Annotated in this window: 17 protein-coding genes; 5 read left to right on the top strand and 12 right to left on the bottom strand. The window is 39.0% G+C overall.

The genetic code is table 11. The annotated features are described in order from the left end of the window. Positions 1 to 64: 64 nt before the first annotated feature. The 7 genes from AC1DEF_RS04900 to AC1DEF_RS04870 all read right to left on the bottom strand — a co-directional run bounded on the left by AC1DEF_RS04900 (position 65) and on the right by AC1DEF_RS04870 (position 8048). The gene (locus AC1DEF_RS04900; protein ID WP_290368874.1) at positions 65 to 199 is read right to left on the bottom strand and encodes a hypothetical protein; all 135 of its coding nucleotides are present in this window, start codon (positions 197 to 199) and stop codon (positions 65 to 67) included. Between the two features lie 127 nt (positions 200 to 326). Then, positions 327 to 1148 carry a carbohydrate ABC transporter permease gene (locus AC1DEF_RS04895; protein WP_013058617.1) on the bottom strand — a complete coding sequence of 274 codons (822 nt, stop codon included), beginning with the start codon at positions 1146 to 1148 and terminating at the stop codon, positions 327 to 329. A gap of 15 nt (positions 1149 to 1163) precedes the next feature. Further along, a complete protein-coding gene (locus AC1DEF_RS04890) occupies positions 1164 to 2066 on the bottom strand; it encodes a carbohydrate ABC transporter permease (RefSeq protein WP_097824402.1) in 903 nt (300 codons plus the stop codon). 23 nt (positions 2067 to 2089) lie between these two features. Further along, on the bottom strand, positions 2090 to 3331 hold the full coding sequence (locus tag AC1DEF_RS04885; RefSeq protein WP_097824403.1) for an ABC transporter substrate-binding protein: 1242 nt from the start codon (positions 3329 to 3331) through the stop codon (positions 2090 to 2092). Between the two features lie 72 nt (positions 3332 to 3403). Then, on the bottom strand, positions 3404 to 5524 hold the full coding sequence (locus tag AC1DEF_RS04880) for an amylo-alpha-1,6-glucosidase (protein WP_097824404.1): 2121 nt from the start codon (positions 5522 to 5524) through the stop codon (positions 3404 to 3406). 85 nt (positions 5525 to 5609) lie between these two features. Beyond that, positions 5610 to 6626, bottom strand: coding sequence for a LacI family DNA-binding transcriptional regulator (locus AC1DEF_RS04875; protein ID WP_097824405.1), 1017 nt, complete (start codon positions 6624 to 6626; stop codon positions 5610 to 5612). A gap of 147 nt (positions 6627 to 6773) precedes the next feature. Next, positions 6774 to 8048, bottom strand: a complete 1275-nt coding sequence (locus AC1DEF_RS04870; protein WP_097824406.1) for an ATP-binding protein — start codon at positions 8046 to 8048, stop codon at positions 6774 to 6776. Between the two features lie 271 nt (positions 8049 to 8319). On the opposite strand from AC1DEF_RS04870, the gene AC1DEF_RS04865 reads away from it, so the two are divergent. Next, the gene (locus tag AC1DEF_RS04865; protein ID WP_043978369.1) at positions 8320 to 9084 is read left to right on the top strand and encodes a sulfite exporter TauE/SafE family protein; all 765 of its coding nucleotides are present in this window, start codon (positions 8320 to 8322) and stop codon (positions 9082 to 9084) included. Between the two features lie 233 nt (positions 9085 to 9317). After that, positions 9318 to 10670 carry a cation:dicarboxylate symporter family transporter gene (locus AC1DEF_RS04860; protein WP_097824407.1) on the top strand — a complete coding sequence of 451 codons (1353 nt, stop codon included), beginning with the start codon at positions 9318 to 9320 and terminating at the stop codon, positions 10668 to 10670. A gap of 26 nt (positions 10671 to 10696) precedes the next feature. Here AC1DEF_RS04860 and AC1DEF_RS04855 read toward each other — a convergent pair whose 3' ends face one another. Together AC1DEF_RS04855 and AC1DEF_RS04850 are read right to left on the bottom strand one after the other, a co-directional pair. Next, positions 10697 to 11092: a hypothetical protein gene (locus AC1DEF_RS04855; protein WP_097824408.1), complete on the bottom strand. Its 396-nt coding sequence runs from the start codon at positions 11090 to 11092 to the stop codon at positions 10697 to 10699. Positions 11093 to 11162: 70 nt separating this feature from the next. Further along, on the bottom strand, positions 11163 to 12134 hold the full coding sequence (locus AC1DEF_RS04850; RefSeq protein WP_013084601.1) for an NAD(P)H-dependent flavin oxidoreductase: 972 nt from the start codon (positions 12132 to 12134) through the stop codon (positions 11163 to 11165). 172 nt (positions 12135 to 12306) lie between these two features. Between AC1DEF_RS04850 and AC1DEF_RS04845 the strand changes: the two genes are divergently transcribed. After that, on the top strand, positions 12307 to 14349 hold the full coding sequence (locus AC1DEF_RS04845; protein ID WP_097824409.1) for a catalase: 2043 nt from the start codon (positions 12307 to 12309) through the stop codon (positions 14347 to 14349). 123 nt (positions 14350 to 14472) lie between these two features. Then, positions 14473 to 15186 (top strand): YoaK family protein, encoded by a 714-nt coding sequence (locus tag AC1DEF_RS04840; protein ID WP_097824410.1) that lies wholly within the window; start codon positions 14473 to 14475, stop codon positions 15184 to 15186. Positions 15187 to 15212: 26 nt separating this feature from the next. On the opposite strand, the gene AC1DEF_RS04835 is transcribed toward AC1DEF_RS04840, so the two are convergent. Next, positions 15213 to 15710, bottom strand: coding sequence for a GNAT family N-acetyltransferase (locus AC1DEF_RS04835; RefSeq protein ID WP_097824411.1), 498 nt, complete (start codon positions 15708 to 15710; stop codon positions 15213 to 15215). A gap of 200 nt (positions 15711 to 15910) precedes the next feature. Here AC1DEF_RS04835 and AC1DEF_RS04830 point away from each other — a divergent pair, with 200 nt between their 5' ends. After that, entirely contained in the window at positions 15911 to 16492 is a 582-nt protein-coding gene (locus AC1DEF_RS04830; RefSeq protein WP_097824412.1) for a YitT family protein, read from the top strand. A gap of 37 nt (positions 16493 to 16529) precedes the next feature. On the opposite strand, the gene AC1DEF_RS04825 is transcribed toward AC1DEF_RS04830, so the two are convergent. Further along, positions 16530 to 17261, bottom strand: coding sequence for an LCP family protein (locus AC1DEF_RS04825; RefSeq protein WP_425262922.1), 732 nt, complete (start codon positions 17259 to 17261; stop codon positions 16530 to 16532). 324 nt (positions 17262 to 17585) lie between these two features. Then, positions 17586 to 19508 (bottom strand): lipoteichoic acid synthase, encoded by a 1923-nt coding sequence (gene ltaS / locus AC1DEF_RS04820; RefSeq protein ID WP_047930691.1) that lies wholly within the window; start codon positions 19506 to 19508, stop codon positions 17586 to 17588. Between the last annotated feature and the right edge of the window lie 67 nt (positions 19509 to 19575).

Below are 19575 nucleotides of genomic sequence, written 5' to 3'. Positions count from 1 at the left end.
ATAACTAAATCCATACAATTTACAGACGAATAAATTGAATAAAGGAGTTAGTATAAGTTACTTGTTACACCGCTGTTGATTTCCGTACAAGACTTCGCTTTCCGCGGGCGGCCGGTGAGCCTCCTCGTCGCGTACACTCCTGAGGGCTCTCACCTGTGCCGCTTTTCCCGCAGGAGTCTTCGCCTTGCCTTTTCATCAACCGCTAAAAGCGACTAAACTTATGAAATTCACGTTCATCATAATACCAAAAAAACGAACGATTAATATTTTTAAATTAATCGTTCGTTTATAATTCTAACTAAAATATTTTTATCCCAGCCTCTTTTTTATTTTCCTCCAGTAAACGAGATTCCTTTAATAAAATATTTATTAAAAAACGCATAAATGAGTAAAATGGGAAGTGTAAAAACCATGGAAGCTGCCATAATATAGTTCCAATAACTGATGTACTGACCTTTAAATGTGTTGAGCCCTAAAGTTAATGTAAACATATTTTCATCAGACATCACAATTAAAGGCTTCATAAAATCATTCCAAAATCCCATAAATACAAAAATCGTTTGTGCTGCTAGGGCAGGTTTTGCAAGTGGAAGGACTATTTTAAAGAATGTTCCAAACTTTGATAACCCATCCAACTCCGCTGCTTCTTCAAGCTCTTTTGGGAAATTAATAAAAAATTGACGCATCATAAATATAAATGTCGCATTCACCATTCCGGGTACAATCATTCCCTGATAGGTATTTAACCAGCCTAACTCTTTCAAAATTAAAAAATTAGGGATCATGGTTACTTGTCCAGGAATCATAAGCACAGCTAAAATAATAATAAACAAACTTTTCTTTCCCGGGAAACTGAGGCGTGCAAGGGCATAACCAGCCATTGAGTTAAATAGCAAATTCAGTGCTGTTCCTACTACAGCAATAAATAAGCTATTAAACATCCAGCGCGGGAACAGCTTTTGTTCCACAAAAATTTGTTTATAGTTGTCTAGCGTGAAGTGTTTTGGAATAAAGTTCACCGTACCTGACACAATTTCTTCAAGCGTTTTAAAAGAAGCTGACAGCGCCCAAATAAATGGAATTAGCGTAATCAGTGCGTATATGCTTAAAATAGCATATAAAATGAGGACCCCCGTTTTTTTCTTCATCTTTTTCTTCCCCCCTTAGTACATACTTTCTTCTTTTGAAAACTTTCGCTGAATAACCGTTGCCACCAAAATCACGAGCGCCAACATAAAGGCTAGTGCTGCAGCATATCCCATGGTTCCTAAATTTTTAAATGCATATTGATAAATAAGAAGAACAACAGTTAGAGTCGAGTTATTAGGTCCCCCTGAACCTCCTGAAAAAATAAACGATTGATCAAACAGCTGAAACGTACCAATTAGTCCCATGATCACCACGAAAGATGTAACCGGACGCAGATTCGGAACTGTAATATGCCAAAATCGTTGAAACACATTAGCACCGTCTAACTGAGCTGCTTCATACAGCGAATCGGGTACGTCCTGCAAAGCTGCCAAATAAATAACCATAAAAAATGGAGCTGTTGCCCAAATGTTCATAATCATAATGGCAATCAAAGCGACCTGCGGATCTCCAAGCCAATTATAAGTCGGAAGGCCAACAAACTTTAAAAATTCGTTCACAATTCCATTTTGATTGTACATCCACATAAAAATAAGCGTTAATACAGCCGATGATGTAAGTGTAGGTAAAAAATAAATAATACGAAAAACTTTTTCTGCTTTTAACCCTGCATTTAATGTGGCAGCCAGTATAAGTGCCAATGCGGTTTGTACCGGTACAACAATTACTACATACTTCACCGTATTCCAAAGAGCAATTTTAGCTTTATCATCTTCAAGAACTTTCATATAGTTCTCAAGCCCTCGAAAGTGGAACTCAGTCCCTCCCAACAATTGAACTTTATGTAAAGATAAAAAGATGGCATAAAAAATAGGTGCAATCACAAACAGCAACAGTACAAACAGTGTAGGTGTCATAAAAGCATACCCTTGCCCTACATCACGAGGTTTGTACGTTCGTATTTTTCCTTTTTTCATTTCCTCCACTCCCCCGCCAAGCCTTATTCATAAATGCTAATCTCTTGATTTGCCTGCTTTTGTGCTTTTTTCAAAGCTGTTTCCAAATCACTTTGTCCTAAAAAGGCGCTTAAAAACTGGTTATTAAAGTTATTCATGATAATAGGTAAATACGGGCCGTCTTGCCAGACAGTAGCATAAGCAGCTCCTTTTACTAATGGACCTCGTTTTTTGTCTTCAGCAAAACCAAGCTTCTCCGCTACGGATTTTCTTGTTGGCAATGCGTAGCCCTTGCTTGTCCAAGTTTCCATTCCTTCTTTACCAGTTAAGTACTGAATGAGCTCCCAAGATGCTTTTTTCTTTTTTGAGTCAGCATTCATTACATACGCGACCGTAAATGCCATTGTATTTTTATGACCGTTTATTGTCGGAACTTCCGCTGTACCGTAATCAAGTTTTGGGAAGGACTCTTGTAAAAACGGAATCATCCAATTTCCTTCAATTACCATAGCCACCTTTTGTTGTGCAAACATGTCCGTACCTGAGTTTGCACCTACATCAGAGGGTTGTACAGACGTTTTATCTTTTAAATGCTGATCGATGAGCGGCTGAAGAGCGTCAACGACTTCTTTCGTAGCAAAATTTGCCCTATTGTTCTTTACCACGTCTCCTCCGCTTGCCTGCGCCATATAAAAGACACGTGCTAATTCCGGCGTGACACCAAACGCTTGAATCCCTTTCTTTTTAAATACTTTTGAAACTTCTTCAAACTCATCCCATGTTGTTGGTACTTCTACTCCCGCTTCTTTAAACAGCTTTTTATTGTAAAATAAGCCTATCGTGGAGTAATCTTTCGGAAAACCATATGTCTCTCCATTTTTTTGAAACGCTTTCAATAATGGTTTCTCAAAATCTTTAACATCAAAATCAGGCTTTACATAAGAATTCAAAGGTTCTAAAACTCCTGTATTAATCAGACCAGGCGCTTCAAGTGCATCAAGATAAAAAACATCTGGACCATTTCCACCTATTAAACGCGTTTTTAAAATATCCATGTATTGATCAGTGATCACTTCATGCTTCACATGAATCGATGGATGGAGCTTTTCAAAGTCTTGAATAGTTTGATTAAGCAGCTTCGTCTCTGTTGGGTTGCCTCCCCAGCCGGCTAATACAATTTCGACTTGACCATTTTTCCCGGAAACTTCTTGTACATTTGAACATCCAGTTAAAGTTGCTCCGGCTACTGCCAGAAGCAAGCTTAAAGCGAGTATCCACTTCTTCATTAGGTGTCTCCTTTCATTTCATTGACCTGCGACTTATTAATTGACCCTTAATAAGTCGCAGTCGAATTAATATTAACCTACATAATTTCTTACTTTACATTGAGATAGAAGCTCGTACTTTGTCGTATTTTCTTTTACGTGAATAATCGTTTCGCTTCCTTCTTTTTTAACCGTTAATGACAGTTTCCCACTGCCAATCGCAAGGTTTTCTACAGAGAGTTCATTCATATCGTCTATGAGTACAGGATTTATCTGGATTGTACCGGCTGTACTATCAGGAAACAGTCTCAGCATCGCCTGTATGAAAGCTAAAGGCGTACCGGCTGCCCAAGCTTGAGGTGAGCAGGCAACGGGATATTTAACAGGCTTGCCAAGTTTACTTGAATAGCCGCAGAATAATTCAGGAAGACGGTCGTACTCAAAATGCCTAGCTGCATCAACCAGCCCTTTTATAACTTTATTGGCTTCTGTTTGCTTGTTCGCTTTACTCAAACCGAGAACAATTAAACTATTATCGTGCGGCCAAATGCTCCCGTCATGGTAGCTCATTGGGTTATAGCCTGCTTCTCCTTCTGCCATTGTGCGGATACCGTATCCCGAAAACATAGAGTCCGACACTAGTCTTTCGGTTACTTTGTTTATTTTCTCCTCATCCATTATCTCTGCTAAAAGTACATGACCTGGATTTGACGTAATCGTTCCTACTTGATTCTTACATTCATCGAGTGCAATTGCGTAGAATGATACGTCATCCATCCAAAAGGATTCATTAAATTTTTTACGCAGCTGCTTTGCTTCTTCACGTAACTTGTTTGCTTGATTTGTTTTGCTCAACTTATTGTATACAGAAGCAATACCCATTTTTGCTTGATATACATAGCCTTGTACTTCCACTAAAGCAATGGGGGTTTTTGCATATTCACCGCTGCGATGGACAACAGAATCTCCTGAGTCTTTCCAGCCTTGATTAGCAATTCCTTTACTTGACTCTTGATGATATTCAAGAAATAAATCGCCGTCTCGATCCCCATATTCGTTGATCCATTTCAAAGCTCCATCAATAGTCATTTGCATTTCTTGTACAAACTCTAAGTCTCCCGTCCACTTTACGTATTCCGCTAATAAAATTAAAAACAATGGCGTCGCGTCAATTGTTCCATAGTACGGCGTAAAAGGGATTTGATTAGTGTTGGCAAGTTCTCCGTAACGTATTTCATGCATGATTTTACCCGGCTGTTCATCACGCCATGGATCATGTGCCGTTCCTTGATACGCTGCCATCGTACGCAGCGTTCCTTTTGCTATTTCAGGATTAAAAGCCAGCATTTGAAACGCTGCGATTAGACTATCCCTTCCAAACGGTACACCAAACCAAGGCAATCCTGCTACTGGAAAGACACCGAATCCTACATCCGTTAGCAGTACGCGCAGGTCGTTAAGTCCTCTTGTAATAAGACGCTGCATTGTCGGATGATCAGTTGTTACTTTTGTAGAAGATTTTTCCCATTCTTTATATGACTGGCTTAGTAAACTAAATGCTTCACCGGCTGATAAAATATCCCCATTGGTGTCCTCTCCGATTTGCGGCTGAACCATTAATGTAATTTCTTCTTCTTCTTGATGATTGAGTTCAAAAGAAAATGTAACCTCTCCTTGCTCATCCACATATGAAGCTTCTTTATCCCAGAGAATCCGTGTCGCCCGCTTGATATCATCTGCTCCTTTGTATGTATATGTTAGGCTGCTTTCCCCTTTTATTTCCCCCGTTCGTTTTCCGACATTTCCAGTTTGAAAACCTCTTACGATGAACATATCGTTAAAATCGACATCTGTTTGGATACTTAATGTAAAAGCAATTTTTTTAGGAAAATAGCTTTTTAACTTTATTTTTTCATAGAAAACTCCTCCATATATAAAGCGCTTTCTCTCTATTTCTATAGACTCTCGCCATAGTACAAGCTCTCCTTCTTTTTCCATATGCGGATTAGTAAGAAGAATTGTAGCTAATAGGTTCTCCTCTGCACTTGAGGACAATAATACAGGATCTGCATCATTAATCTTCAAGCGAAATTCACTCAGAAAACGCGTATCTCTCATATATAGCCCTAAACCATACTGATGGTTTGCATTGATATTTCCTACTGAATCAGTCAGTAAAAATAAGTCATTTTCTTTAATAACACGGTAATCCATTTCCATCCCCCTAAGTTTTACCGAAACGTTTTGGAAAAAGCGCATAATATCCGAAACGTTTCGGTTTTACATTATATAAAAACCACTAATTGTGGTTTTTAGCTGTTGATTCTCGAATAATCAGATTTGTATCAAGATATCGCTTCATATTTGTTTCTTTTCCTTCTAGCATTTCAATTAGTAAATCTGCAGCTTCATAGCCAATCTGATATACTTCCTGTCCTACTGTCGTCAAATTTGGAGACGAATAAGAGGCAAGGACAATGTTATCATATCCAACAATCGACATCTCTTTCGGTACATGAAGGCCAAGTTTTTTGCATGCTTTTAGTGCTCCAAGTGCCATTAAATCACTTGCACAAAAAATAGCCGTGACCTCTTTATGTCGATTTATAAGCTCCCGAGCAGCTTTCTCTGCTTTCTTTTCTTCAAAATTCCCGCTTACAACCCACTCAGAACGAAAAGAAAAACCGCATTCTTTGAGCGCTTCTCTGTATCCGTTGAGACGTTCTTGGCTGACAAATGCGTCTTCATGTCCGTTAATCATCCCAATATGCGTATGGCCAAGACTCGCTAAGTGTTCAACTGCTTTTTTAGCTCCCAAGGCATTATCAGTGGTGACATAGCCCACTGAATTAGAATGAACTGGAATATCAACTAAAACACAGGGAATATCACTTTCTACTACTTCTTTTAAATAGGGATCTTCTTTTTTAATACCTTGAATAATTGCCCCATCTACCCTTCGCTCTCGACAAAGCTGAGTATACGTTTTTTCTCGTTGCATCATCGTGTTTGTATTGAATAAAATCAAATCATACCCTAAAGTAGATGCTCGCTCATTTACACCGCACAGCACTTCAAATGTAAAATTATCTTTTACGCTCTCTCTGCTGATGCCTGAAACTAGTAGTCCAATAGTCTTTGACTTTTGCATAACCAGTCCTCGAGCTAACGTATTAGGGCTGTAGTTCAGCTCTCTTGCTACGGCTGCAATCTTTTGCCGTGTTTTTTCATTTACATCTGAATAACCATTTAAAGCCCGAGAGACCGTTGTTACAGATACGCCAGCAACTCGCGCTATATCTTTAATCGTTGTCACTCAAAATTCCTCCAAAACGTTTCGGATAACTTTAAATAGATTGTAACGCTTTCATTTATTAAATTCAATACTTTTTTTAATAATCAGTTTACTCTTATCTATCTCTAAAACTTTTGCGTATAAAAAAAGCAGCCCTAAGACTGCTTTTTATTCACAAAGTGGAAATTGAAGTGAAAAGCACGTTTCTTTTCCTTTTGTGCTAGACACACTCACTTTTCCCTTCATATAATGAATAATGCTGAAAGATACCATCGTTCCAAGCCCCGTACCTTTTTCTTTTGTTGTAAAATACGGTTCGCCTAACCGGTTGATTTGTTCTTGCGTCATACCGCAGCCTGTATCGATAATATCCACAATAACAGCTTCGCCTTCTTTTGTTACTTTAACGGTTAAAGTGCCTCCATTTTGCATGGCTTCAATACTATTTTTAAATAAATTGATTAGGCACTGCTGAAGCTTTCTTCTTTCTCCCATTACGAAGAACTTCACTTCTTCATCAAATGTAAAATCAATAGCGACTCCATTCATATTGGCAAGAGGCGTCATAATATGGGTGACATGATGAATCTCTTCTGAAATATTCATTTTTTCATTTCGTTCCGGAGCAGAATTGGCAAACAGCAAGTAATCATCAATGATTTCTTTTGCACGATCTAGTTCATTAATCGCAATGGAAATGTAGCGTTTTTTAGCAGGTTCTTTTTCATCTTCTTGCAGCATTTGCATAAATCCTCTGCTTGCCGTTAGAGGATTTCGCACCTCATGAGAGATGCTGGCAGCTAAATGACTGACAATTTCTAGTTTCTCTGCTTTCATCAGGCGCTGCAGCACTAGTAAATTTGCCCGTATCGCTTCCCACAGTATGGTAATTACAAACATGCCTGCTACATCTAAAATTGCGAATTGAACCCACACGCTAATAGGAATGCTTGTTACGTGCAAGACAAAAATAGATACAAGCATAGCTAATAAAGAACCGATCAGACTAAGACAGGTGCTCACGATAATTCTATTTTTTAATGAGAAATGCAAAAAGTATTTTGTTATGAAAAATAAAGGAATGGATAAAATCGGAAGAGAAATTAGTGTTGATAAAAAGCCTACATCGTACCCGCCAATTAGCAAGCGCAGCAGTAAAATAAAGACAAAAAGCAAGCTTCCTAGCGGCCAGCCTCCATATAACGTTCCTAAAATATAAGGAATTCTTCGTAGATCCATCCGATAGTCATCCGGGACATAAGCTCCGTTAACCGGAAACAAAAGGCAAAAGGTAATAGCTAAAATCGGAAATACCGCGATATAACGATCTTTCCACCAATGAATTTTTTTAGCATACTTGATTAAATAAAACATCTGCACTAAAAACAGCGCCAATAAAATAAACAAAAAATTAATTAACAAATCTTTCGTGACAAAACTCATGCATTCACCGGTCTTTCAAATGAGATAAAAATAAACTCTTTTATTGCATTTACATTTGTAACACAATTTAGAGCGTAATCATAGATAAATAAACGTATTCTATTTACTTTTTTATAACTTCCTATGACTTTATCGTCCGTTCCCTAAAATAGTGAAGGCTAAGAAAACCTTTTCAACTTCACTAAAAATATTCAGAATTTTATTTACATATGAGTTACAATGCTCTATAATCAGATCAATGTACTTGGTTTTGAGAGTAGGAGGACGAAATATGGAACTATCAATTACCTTAATGGGATTATTCGTTGGAACCCTTGTAGGCTTAACTGGGGTTGGAGGTGCCGCTTTATTAACACCTTTACTGATTGTACTCGGCATTAACCCTTCCATTGCCGTAGGAACAGATCTTGTCTACAATTCTATCACAAAATTATTCGGAGTCGCTCAGCACTACAAACAGCGAACCATTAACTTTAAATTAGCAAAATATTTAGCCTTCGGAAGTATTCCGAGCGCTGTGCTGGCTATTGTCACACTTCATGCATTTCCATCTTTTCACGAGCATCAAGAAACGATTATTAAGCACGCTCTTGGATATGTCATGACGCTGGTTGCCATTTCAATTATCTTTCGCGTCTTTTTTGATAAATTAATTCGTCCCAACCGATTTCAGGAAATGGACTTAAATCAGAAAAAAGGATTAACAATCGGAATTGGCGTAGTCTTTGGATTCATTGTCGGACTAACATCGATTGGCTCAGGCTCATTATTTGCGATTGCGATGCTGTACTTATTTAAGCTAAAAACATCTGAGCTGGTTGGAACTGATATTGCACATGCGTTTCTTCTCGTTACGGTGGCTGGTATTTTAAATGCAAGCTTTGGAAGCGTGGATTACATGTTGACTGCTAACCTATTAATTGGATCTATTCCAGGTGTGTTAATCGGAAGCCGTTTATCAACGAAAGTGCCTTCAAGACCGCTTCAAGCCATTATGGCAACCATCATTCTAATTAGCGGAATTAAATTAATTTAACAAATAAAAGCACATGCCTTTGCATGTGCTCTTTATTAGTTTTTTTAAAGATCTACATTAAAAATAATAATGTTTTAAACCACTTCCCTTCCCTTCTTATACACTTCAACTAATATTTTTATTGAATTTTAGTCAAAGAGACCAATGACACCTCAAACAACCTTACGTTAAAATGTAAAAAAACATAACATCTGTTGTGATATCCAAAAAATTGTATGACGAAGGGAGAACACATGACACAAACAGCAGCAAAAAGTAAGCAAAAACCTTTTTATAAAGGTCTTTTCTTTCAAATTATGATGGCAATTGTACTTGGCATAGCCATAGGATATCTATGGCCAAGCTTTGGAAATGCTGTGAAACCGATTGGAGACGGTTTTATTAAGCTTATCAAAATGCTGATTGCTCCTCTTATTTTTGGAGTAGTCGTTGTTGGAATTGCCAAGGTTGGAAACATTAAAACAGTTGGGCGTATCGGCGGAAAAACCATTCTTTACTTCGAAATTGTCACAACATTCGCTCTATTGATTGGTCTATTAGTAGCAAACGTAATGAACCCCGGCACCGGTATGAATGTTGATCCTTCAAGCTTAAGCACAAGCGAAGTGGACGCGAAGACAAACGGCTCCGAACTTCCGAGTGAAGGTGATTTTTTTCTTAATATGATTCCAGACAGTGCAGTTGGTGCTTTTTCAAGCAACTCCATGCTTCAAGTGCTTTTAATTTCTTGTTTGTTTGGCATCGCGCTTGTTCATATAGGTGGAAAAACAGCAGAGACCCTTTTAAATGTATTGGAAAAAGTAAATGATGTGTTGTTTAAAATTATGGGATACATTATGAAATTAACGGCTTTTGCCACCTTTAGTGCCATGGCATTCGCAGTTAGTCAGTACGGTCTTGGAACACTTGCTGCATTCGGAAAGCTATTTATCGCTATGACAATTGCCTGTCTAGCATTTGTTCTTGTTTTAGCTGTTATTTTACGAATCTATTTAAAATTAAGTTTGTGGAAAGTCATTCTATATATACGAGAAGAAATTATGCTGGCATTTGCTACGGGTTCCACTGAAGCCGTTATGCCGCAGCTCATGGATAAATTCGAACAAGCAGGATGCAACAAAGCAGTCGTGGGCCTTGTTGTGCCTACGGGCTATTCGTTTAATCTAGACGGTGCTTCCATTTACTTGTCTCTTGCCCTCGTCTTTTTAGCACAAGCAACAGGCGTGGATTTGAGCCTCACTGATCAGCTTTTAATGCTTGGTGTTCTTCTTCTTACGTCTAAAGGAATGGCTGGTATTCCAGGATCAGCTTTTGTTGCTCTCTCGGCTACCGCAGCAGCAACCGGATCCATTCCGGTAGCAGCCGTGGCTCTGATGCTCGCTCCTGATCGCTTTATGGGTAATTACCGGACCACAGTTAATATTATTGGTTATGCGGTAGCTGCTTTTATTATCGCACGATGGGAAAATTTATTAGATCTACAAAAAGCAAATGATGTGCTGGACGGAAAAATTGCATATCAGCCCAAAAACGCTGAAATTTCTCTCCCAGAGAGTATTCCAGCAGCCAATGAAAAAGCATTTTAACAAAAAATTTCCTGGCCGAGACAAGTCTATTTTGCTTGTTTTTCGGGCAGGAATTTAATTGTTACATGAAAGGCCTTTTGCTGAAACTTATTTTCTTCGAGTATTTTATATACGATTTGTTTAATCGTTTCTTGTGTTTTGGCATCAGCTGAAACGGAAGGCTCCATATACACATCCAGTTCTACTCTGTCTTTTGAGTAAAGGGAAGAATTCACGCCCTTTGATTCATAGCCTGCTTCAGTTAAACCGCTGCTGATTTTATGCCAAATATCCAGTTTGTCCATTTGTTTAATAACAGGCTTTGCTTCTTCGTACACTTGTGCTTGCTGAGTCTTGGAAACTTCTTCTTTTTTAGTAAAAACTGCATACCCTGAACCTACTACTAAAAACGTCATAATAGCAAATGCTCGCATCCTTTTCATTCTCTCACCTCATTTAGAGATATAGATTATAAATATGCGAATAATTGCTGCAGTATGACGGCTTGTATCTCTACTTCTTTTCCACTATACTCAGCAGTCGTTTAGAACCAGCTTCTGCTTCTTCTATCATACTGTCAAAAAGCTCTTGCACCGTTGGGATACTATCAATCAGTCCAACGACTTGACCTGCCCACCCATAGCCTTCATCGATTTTATTTTCATAAATATACCGGCAGTTTGCTACTCCGCTAATGACGTCTTTTAACTCTTCGTACCTCTCTCCTTGCTGCTCACGCTCGATAATGTCAAGAGTGTAGTGGGACTTCAATACGCGTCCAGGTGCTCCGAACGAACGTTTAATAACCACAGTATCGGTTTCTTTTGCTTCTACAATAGCTTGTTTATACGCATCGTGGGCATCTACACATTCTTTTGTCGCGATAAAACGTGTTCCCATTTCAATTCCTTCAGCGCCTAATGATAACGCCGCCAATAATCCTTGGCCGTTTCCAATCCCTCCGCTGGCCAGGACCGGAATTGACACAGCCGCAGCTACTCGAGGAATTAGTACCATTGTGCCGAGATCCTCACGTCCGATATGTCCTCCTGCTTCTTGCCCCACTGCCATGACAGCATCTGCTCCTAACTTCTCAGCTTTTTGAGCTTGACGCACGTTGGCTACCAGCACGAGCGTTTTAATTCCTGTTCCTTTTAATCTCTCAAAAATAGGTGCGGGATTTGCTCCTGTTATGGAAACAACCGGCACACCTTCTTCTACTGCTACGTCGAGAAGTTCTTTATAAGAACCTTCTGTTTGACCTCCAACAGCAAAATTAACGCCAAAAGGACGCTCAGTTAAAGAACGTACTTTCTTAATTTCAGCTCGAAGTTTCTCAGGTGTTCGGAGCGTCATAGCTGTAATTTGTCCAAGCCCTCCTGCATTTGAGACAGCAGCAGCAAGTTCTGCGTACGCTAAATAAGCCAGACCTCCTTGTACAATTGGATATTGAATTCCTAATAAATCTGTTACCCGTGTTTTCATCTATGTATCCCCTCTCCTTTTATTTTCTTATTTATGAATACTTATTCATAATCATAACAAGAAAATAACGGATTTCCTACGAAAAAATTCCAACATTTCTGTTTGCTTCAACTTTTGATAGGGTACACATTTTGTAATGATTATTAACTGAAGATCAAGGAGGAAGACAGGTATGACAAAAAAGCACTCTGTAAATGAAAAAAGCAAGCAAGAACAGCTCGAGCAGTTTAAAACAGATGATCGAAACCAAGCGCTCACAACCAATCAAGGGTTAAAGCTTTCCGAAGATGAATTTTCTTTAAAAGCAGGTGAACGTGGTCCAACCCTTATGGAAGACTTTCACTTCCGTGAAAAAATGACGCATTTTGACCACGAGCGCATTCCTGAACGCATCGTTCATGCACGAGGCTTCGCTGCTCACGGAGAATTTGAACTGTATGACTCTCTCAGTGAATATACAAAAGCTAAATTTTTACAGAATCCATCTGTAAAAACACCTGTATTTGTCCGTTTTTCTACTGTAGCAGGTTCTAAAGGTTCAGCTGAAACGGTGCGCGACGCCCGTGGTTTTGCAACAAAATTTTATACAGAAGAAGGAAACTATGACTTAGTTGGAAATAACATTCCCGTGTTCTTTATCCAAGATGCGATTAAATTTCCGGATTTAATTCACGCTGTTAAGCCTGAGCCTCACAACGAAATGCCGCAGGCGGCTTCAGCACACGATACGTTTTGGGATTTTGTCGCCAATAACCAAGAGTCTGCTCACATGGTCATGTGGTCAATGTCAGACCGTGCAATTCCACGCAGTTTGCGTATGATGGAAGGCTTCGGCGTACATACTTTTCGCTTAGTTAATGCAGAAGGAAAAGCTCATTTTGTCAAATTTCACTGGAAGCCTGTGCTCGGAACGCATTCCCTTGTTTGGGACGAGGCTCAAACAATTTCTGGGAAAGACCCGGATTTTCATCGCCGCGATTTATGGGAATCGATTGAAAACGGAGACTATCCTGAATATGAGCTAGGTATTCAAATCATAGATGAGGAAGATGAATTTAAATTCGACTTTGACATTCTCGATCCAACTAAGCTTTGGCCTGAAGAAGACATTCCCGTCAAATTGGTTGGAAAAATGACCTTAAATCGAAATGTAGACAACGTATTTGCCGAAACGGAACAAGTCGCATTCCATCCGGGACATGTGGTACCGGGAATTGATTTTTCCAATGATCCTCTCTTACAAGGAAGATTGTTTTCATACACGGATACCCAGCTTATTCGTCTTGGCGGTCCGAATTTTCACGAACTTCCAATCAACCGTCCAGTATGCCCGTTTCATAACAATCAACGAGACGGTTACGGACGTCAAACGATTAACAAAGGGCCTGTCAGCTATCACAGAAACTCTCTTGCAGCCAATACCCCGGCTCCTGTACCAGAGTCAGAGGGCGGTTATGCTCACTATCAAGAAAAAGTGGAAGGAAGAAAAGTTCGAAGCCGAAGCGAAAGTTTTAAAGACCACTTTTCACAGGCAACGCTATTTTGGAATAGCATGAGCGACACTGAAAAAGAGCATATTATCAGTGCTTTCAGCTTTGAGCTTGGAAAAGTGAAAAGCAAGTCTGTTCAGCAGCAGGTCGTTGATATGTTTGCCAACGTCAGTACAGTGCTAGCTAGACAAGTAGCACAAGCAATTGGTGCAACGCCTCCATCAGGAGAAGACGCGCCAGTGACCAAGTCATCTCCGGCTCTTAGTCAGGAACAGACGATTAAAAAGCCGAATACGCGTAAAGTAGCTGTCATTGCAGCTAATGACTTTAGCAGTGACCTACCACAAGTGTTAAACAGTTTAAAACAACAGGGCATTCAGCCTGAAATTGTAAGCACAACCCTCCAAAACGTAAAAGGAACAGACGGGTCAGAACTTGAAGTACAGCACACGTTCTTAACAAGTGATTCTGTTTTATTCGATGCGGTTTATGTTGTCGGAAGCGCCTCGGCTGATGAGAAGTTTCGTAAAGAAGCACTGACGTTTGCTCAAGAAGCATTCGAGCATTTTAAACCAATTGGCGCGACGGATGAAGGTGTTAAGTGGCTAAAAGCTGCTGGTTTAGATAGCAGTCCCGGTGTCGTAACTGGAGAAACTACACGCTTTACAGATGAATTTATTGAAGCTATTTCAGCTCACCGCCACTGGAATCGTCACGTTATATAACTTACAAAAAAGATAGGGACCTACCCTATCTTTTTTCTATGAAATCACAGTAATTGAAGAAAAGCTTCTCTTTTGCTTATACTAGATAATGCACCTTAGATTTTCAGGAGGCAGAAAGAAGACATGCTCACAAATAAATCATCTTACTTTTTACAATTAACGAAACGATTCAAAAAAGCTGCAACGGCAAATTCAGTTATTCTTGGAATTTTGTTAGCTATTGTGGGAGGTTTTCTTGATGCTTATACGTATATAAGCAGAAACGGAGTATTCGCAAATGCACAAAGTGGAAATATCGTCTTATTAGGTGTAAAGGCAGCGCAAGGTCAATGGACAGAAGCTTTTCTTCATATTCCCCCTATTGTAGCCTTTATCCTAGGTGTTGCTGTAACCGAAACATTTAAGCAACCGCGATTTATATCTGTACTCCCTGATACTTCTCGTATCGTATTGCTTTTAGAAATTGTCGTACTCATTATCGTTGGTTTTTTACCGTCTAGTGTTTCTAATATGTTGGTTACAGTAACAATTTCATTTGTTGCTGCTCTTCAAGTTTCTTCATTTAGAACTTTGATAAAATGGTCATATAATACAACCATGACAACCGGAAACCTTCGTACTGCTTCTCAAGCAGCATACTATGCTATATTCAAACGCGATGAAAACGCTGCTTATCAGTGCCTTCGTTTTACCGCCATTATCCTCTCTTTTTTGAGCGGGGCATTGTTAGGTTCTATTTCTACTTTTACCCTGGGGACAAAAGCAGTTTGGCTAGCTTCTGCTATTCTTTTTCTTGCTTTTGTCATTTTAAATTCAGAATCTCAAAAAAGCCTTTGAAATCAATGATTTCAAAGGCTTTTTTATTAAACTGATTTTCTAAATGCCATAACATGCAAATCTTTTACCGGATAAAAATCGTTATCAGGAAAGCGAACGTAACCTCTTTTAGTGTACAGCTTAATGGCATGTTCCATTGAATGATCTGTATGTAAACCTAAATAAGAACACCCTAGCTCCCGAGATTTTTTTTCACACGCTTCAAGAAGCGCATTCGCGACTCCTTTTCGGCGATGCGTCGGAGCAACTGCCAGCAGACGAATTTCGGCCCATGGAAATGGCTTTAACAACCCTCCGTATACATCCGTATTCGGCGGATAAAACAAAACGCTTCCTGCCATTTCTCCATCGATTTCAGCTACAATGCACTCAAATTTCTTTTCTTCACTCAGGGTATGTAAAATTCCCTTTCGATATCTTTTCCAGTGTGCTTCTGATTTTACAGCTGCATATTGCTCATAAGCAGCAAGCGTAACTGTTTCAACAGATGATGTTTCTTCTTCTCTAGCTTTTCGAACGATCAATTTTTTCTCCTCCATTTACCTTCTTCATTAGTTCTTATTGTCTATGGTGAAACATGTTTATGCAACACATTTGCATTTTAAAACAGCTTCCTTTGCATATATTTAATCCGTTCATTATGGTTTCTGAAGCGGTCTTTGTGCTGAAACTCTGCTTGTCTTCATATACATATAAAGAGATTCAGAGACAAGGATGAGACAGCATGTATAAAAAATTAATTACAATTGGAATTGGCAGTGTGTTTGTTAGTATTGGAATTAACGTTTTTATTCTTCCGCTTCAGCTTGTAACAGGAGGCATTACGGGAATTAGCTTAATTCTTAATTATTTACTTGGCTATAAAGTAGGCGTGATGATTTTTTGCTTAAACTTCCCTATTTACCTTCTCGCTCTAGGTTTTAACCGCTCTTATTTTTTAAATGCTATCTATGGCATGGTTCTCTCAGCCGTGATGATTGATTTGCTGTTTCCGCTTCATGGGATTTTTCACCTTCCCATTATCTTAAGCGCTTGCCTTGGAGGTGTTTTTAACGGAATCGGAACCGGCATCATGCTCCGGCAGCACGCAAGTCAAGGCGGGGTCGACTTATTTTCTCTGATACTTGCGAAATGGTTATCTTTAAACCCCGGCATCATTATTTTAGTAATTGACGCATCTATTATTATTTCAGGTATTTTACTGCTTCAAAACGATACAGCTATTTATTCATTATTCATTGTTGTATGCTCCGGTATAGTGACCAGTTTAATTACATCATTCAAACGCATTATCGTCTATGTATAGGGAAAAAGCCTCGAGACATGCATCTCGAGGCTTTTCTTTATTTGTCATTTAAAAATTCTTGCAGCGCTTCTTTATTTTTATCTAAATCAATAGCAAGCACCATACCAACACCGCTATACGTTTTGTTTTCAAACGATCCGTCTAACGGCAGTCGCAGGCTTTGAACATCTTTCATGTTTCCTGTTACCACATCTTTAGCCAGAAGCATCATGCTTTTTGTATCTAAATTTGTATCGATATAAGGATCCATTACGCCGAGAAGCTTCGGTATTTTAAACACGCTGTTTAGGCTTGCTACTTCATCTTTAAGCTTTAAAACGACTTCTTGCTGGCGTTGAACGCGTCCAAAATCACTCATGTTATCATGACGAAAACGTACATAGCCAAGCAGTTGTTCACCGTGTAAAACTTGGGTACCTTTGTGAAGCGTCATACCAATTCCCGAAGACATGTCGTGAGGCACGGTTACTTTAATGCCATCAGGTGCAATCGTATCTACAATTTTTGAAAACCCTTCGAAGTCCACAACTGCATAATAGTTAATATCGATATCAAAATTTTGTTTGATCGTTTTACGCAGCAGCTCAGGACCTCCGAACGCGTAAGCAGCATTCAGCTTTTGCTTGCCGTGTCCTGGAATATCCACATACATATCCCTCATAAGGGAAACAATTTTCGGGTGTTTGCTTTTAGAATCGTAGTGAGCAATTAAAATAGAGTCTGTACGAGAATGCTTTTCCCCGCGCGAGTCACTTCCTAACAGCAGCATATTTACTTCTCCGTTATTTGGGAGACTGCCTTGAAACTGTTCAAATGTCGTGCCGTCATCCGCAAATTTACCATCGCTTGCCATCGATAGCCCTTGCTTATATTGGAAATAGCTGTATATGCCTCCAACGATAATAAAAAGAAACAACAAAGCAAAGAACACTCTGCCCCATCGAACTCTTCTTCTTCTTTTGCGTCTTGTTCGCTCCACGTTTCTGTCACCAGCTTTCTTTTTCAATGAAGTTCTCATAAAATAAGCAAGTAGCTAAGCTTTTAAAAAGCTCCTCTACTTGCTTGTTTGGATTGTATGGTGTGAAAGCTTACATTACTTTTCTGTTTCTTGGTCTTTTCCATACATGTATTTTGATGGATCGACCGGTTTAAAGTCATCTAATTTATTAAATCGTAATAAATCACCGTATAACACTTTATCAGAAAGTTCTAGCTCTCTTCCAACTTTCTTTTTATAAGCTTTCGCTTCGTCTGTTGCTGTGATTCTTTCTCCCGTGTTTGTATCGTAATACTTGCCGTCAATTGACGTGTATTTCGGAGAAACATAATCACCGTTTCTAAATGCTACTACCTGATCATGGTCTTTTGATAATAAATCTGTACCGAATTGAACATACTCTTTACTATCAATTCCCACTAAGTGAAGAAGCGTAGGTACTACGTCAATTTCACCGCCGTACGTATGGTTCACTCCACCTTTTACGCCTGGTACGTGAAGGAAGAACGGTACGCGTTGAAGCTGAGCGTTTTTATATGGCGTAATTTTCTCGCCAAGAACTTTTTCCATTGCTTTGTTATGATTTTCAGAAATACCGTAGTGGTCACCGTAAATCATAATAACTGAGTTGTCATATAAGCCTGAAGCTTTTAGCTCTGTAAAGAATTCTTGCAGTGATTCATCCAAATAACGAGCCGTTTGGAAATAACGGTCTACCGTTCCATCTCCTGTGTTTGCTGGCTCAATGCTAGCATCGCCTTTATCAAGGACAAATGGGAAATGGTTTGTTAATGTAATCATATGCGCATAGAAAGGCTGCTTCAATGACTGTAGCATTGGCATAGATTCTTTGAAGAATGGCTTATCTTTTAATCCATAGTTTACTTTGTTATCACCAGTCATATTGTAATAACTTGCGTCAAAGAATTTATCCACACCGAACTGTTTATAAATTTCATTACGGTTCCAGAACGTTTTATAGTCTCCGTGTAAAACGGCACTTGTATAGCCGCCCTCTTGATCTAAGATCGCTGGTGCTGCTTGGTACGTGTTGCGGCCTTTTAAGCTAAAAGCTGATCCTTGAGGCAAGCCGTATAATGACGTATCCATCATAAGCTCTGCATCAGCTGTTTTACCTTGTCCTGTTTGATGGAAGAAGTTATCAAAATACATAAATTCATTTCCATTTGCTAATGAGTTTAAAAACGGCGTTACTTCTTGCCCGTTTAACTTGTAGTTAATCAGGAATGACTGAAATGATTCTAGATGAATTTTAATAATGTTTTTTCCTTTTGCTTTACCGGCATACTCAATATTTGGAGCTGCATAGTGACTTGTACTGAAGTTTTTCACTGTTGTTAAGTCATCACTGCTTGCGAATGCTCGCTGCTTTGAGTTTTTAAACGTTTGAACTGCATCATACACCGTGTAGTTGTATGCTCCTAAATATTTCACTAGGTAGTTGCGATCAAATGTTCTTGTTAGTAATTCAGGGCGATCTTTTTCAGCATAGTGCAAGTTAATTGCAAAAGCGATAGCTCCTGCCGCTAATACCATGAACGTATAGCGGAATTTAAGGCGTGCTTTTGGCCATTCGATTTTTCTAACAAACAATAGCGCAATCAGTAAAATGATATCTACAAAGTAAAAAATATCGTGAGCTTTTACTAAATCAGCGATACTGCCTCCTAAATGACCCACATTGCTTGTTTGCGTTAAAGTAGGCAATGTCACAAAGTCATTGAAGAATCGATAATATAAAATATTGCTGTACAAAATGACCGTCATGATTGTACTAAGGATAAGCGTCCAAACGATGGCTCTTTTCCCTTTTGCAAACAATGCTAACCCTAAAAAGATCAAAGTTGAACTAATTGGATTAATAAACAATAACGTTTTTTGCATTGAGTCACTTATATCTAAGTTGAACTCCACTTTGTAAGACATGTAAGACTTGATCCACATGAATAAAACCGCTATAAAAAAGTAAAACAACGGCTTTGAAAATAGTTTTTTCATTTTCAAATTCCTTTCACTAAAAAGTAGAGATTTCATGTTCAGCTAACCTCAGGCAAGTCCCCTACAT

Source organism: Priestia sp. 10L35 (assembly GCF_056395685.1).
Note: the sequence above shows the minus strand (reverse complement) of the source record. Positions and strands in the feature narration are given on the sequence as shown.

Coding starts and splice junctions, on each gene's coding strand:
- AC1DEF_RS04870 (WP_097824406.1), bottom strand. CDS start 8,048: ATGAGTTTTGTCACGAAAGATTTGTTAATTAATTTTTTGTTTATTTTA.
- AC1DEF_RS04880 (WP_097824404.1), bottom strand. CDS start 5,524: ATGGATTACCGTGTTATTAAAGAAAATGACTTATTTTTACTGACTGAT.
- AC1DEF_RS04850 (WP_013084601.1), bottom strand. CDS start 12,134: ATGAAAACACGGGTAACAGATTTATTAGGAATTCAATATCCAATTGTA.
- AC1DEF_RS04845 (WP_097824409.1), top strand. CDS start 12,307: ATGACAAAAAAGCACTCTGTAAATGAAAAAAGCAAGCAAGAACAGCTC.
- AC1DEF_RS04895 (WP_013058617.1), bottom strand. CDS start 1,148: ATGAAGAAAAAAACGGGGGTCCTCATTTTATATGCTATTTTAAGCATA.
- AC1DEF_RS04840 (WP_097824410.1), top strand. CDS start 14,473: ATGCTCACAAATAAATCATCTTACTTTTTACAATTAACGAAACGATTC.
- AC1DEF_RS04885 (WP_097824403.1), bottom strand. CDS start 3,331: ATGAAGAAGTGGATACTCGCTTTAAGCTTGCTTCTGGCAGTAGCCGGA.
- ltaS (WP_047930691.1), bottom strand. CDS start 19,508: ATGAAAAAACTATTTTCAAAGCCGTTGTTTTACTTTTTTATAGCGGTT.
- AC1DEF_RS04860 (WP_097824407.1), top strand. CDS start 9,318: ATGACACAAACAGCAGCAAAAAGTAAGCAAAAACCTTTTTATAAAGGT.
- AC1DEF_RS04830 (WP_097824412.1), top strand. CDS start 15,911: ATGTATAAAAAATTAATTACAATTGGAATTGGCAGTGTGTTTGTTAGT.
- AC1DEF_RS04890 (WP_097824402.1), bottom strand. CDS start 2,066: ATGAAAAAAGGAAAAATACGAACGTACAAACCTCGTGATGTAGGGCAA.
- AC1DEF_RS04825 (WP_425262922.1), bottom strand. CDS start 17,261: ATGCTGCTGTTAGGAAGTGACTCGCGCGGGGAAAAGCATTCTCGTACA.
- AC1DEF_RS04865 (WP_043978369.1), top strand. CDS start 8,320: ATGGAACTATCAATTACCTTAATGGGATTATTCGTTGGAACCCTTGTA.
- AC1DEF_RS04855 (WP_097824408.1), bottom strand. CDS start 11,092: ATGAAAAGGATGCGAGCATTTGCTATTATGACGTTTTTAGTAGTAGGT.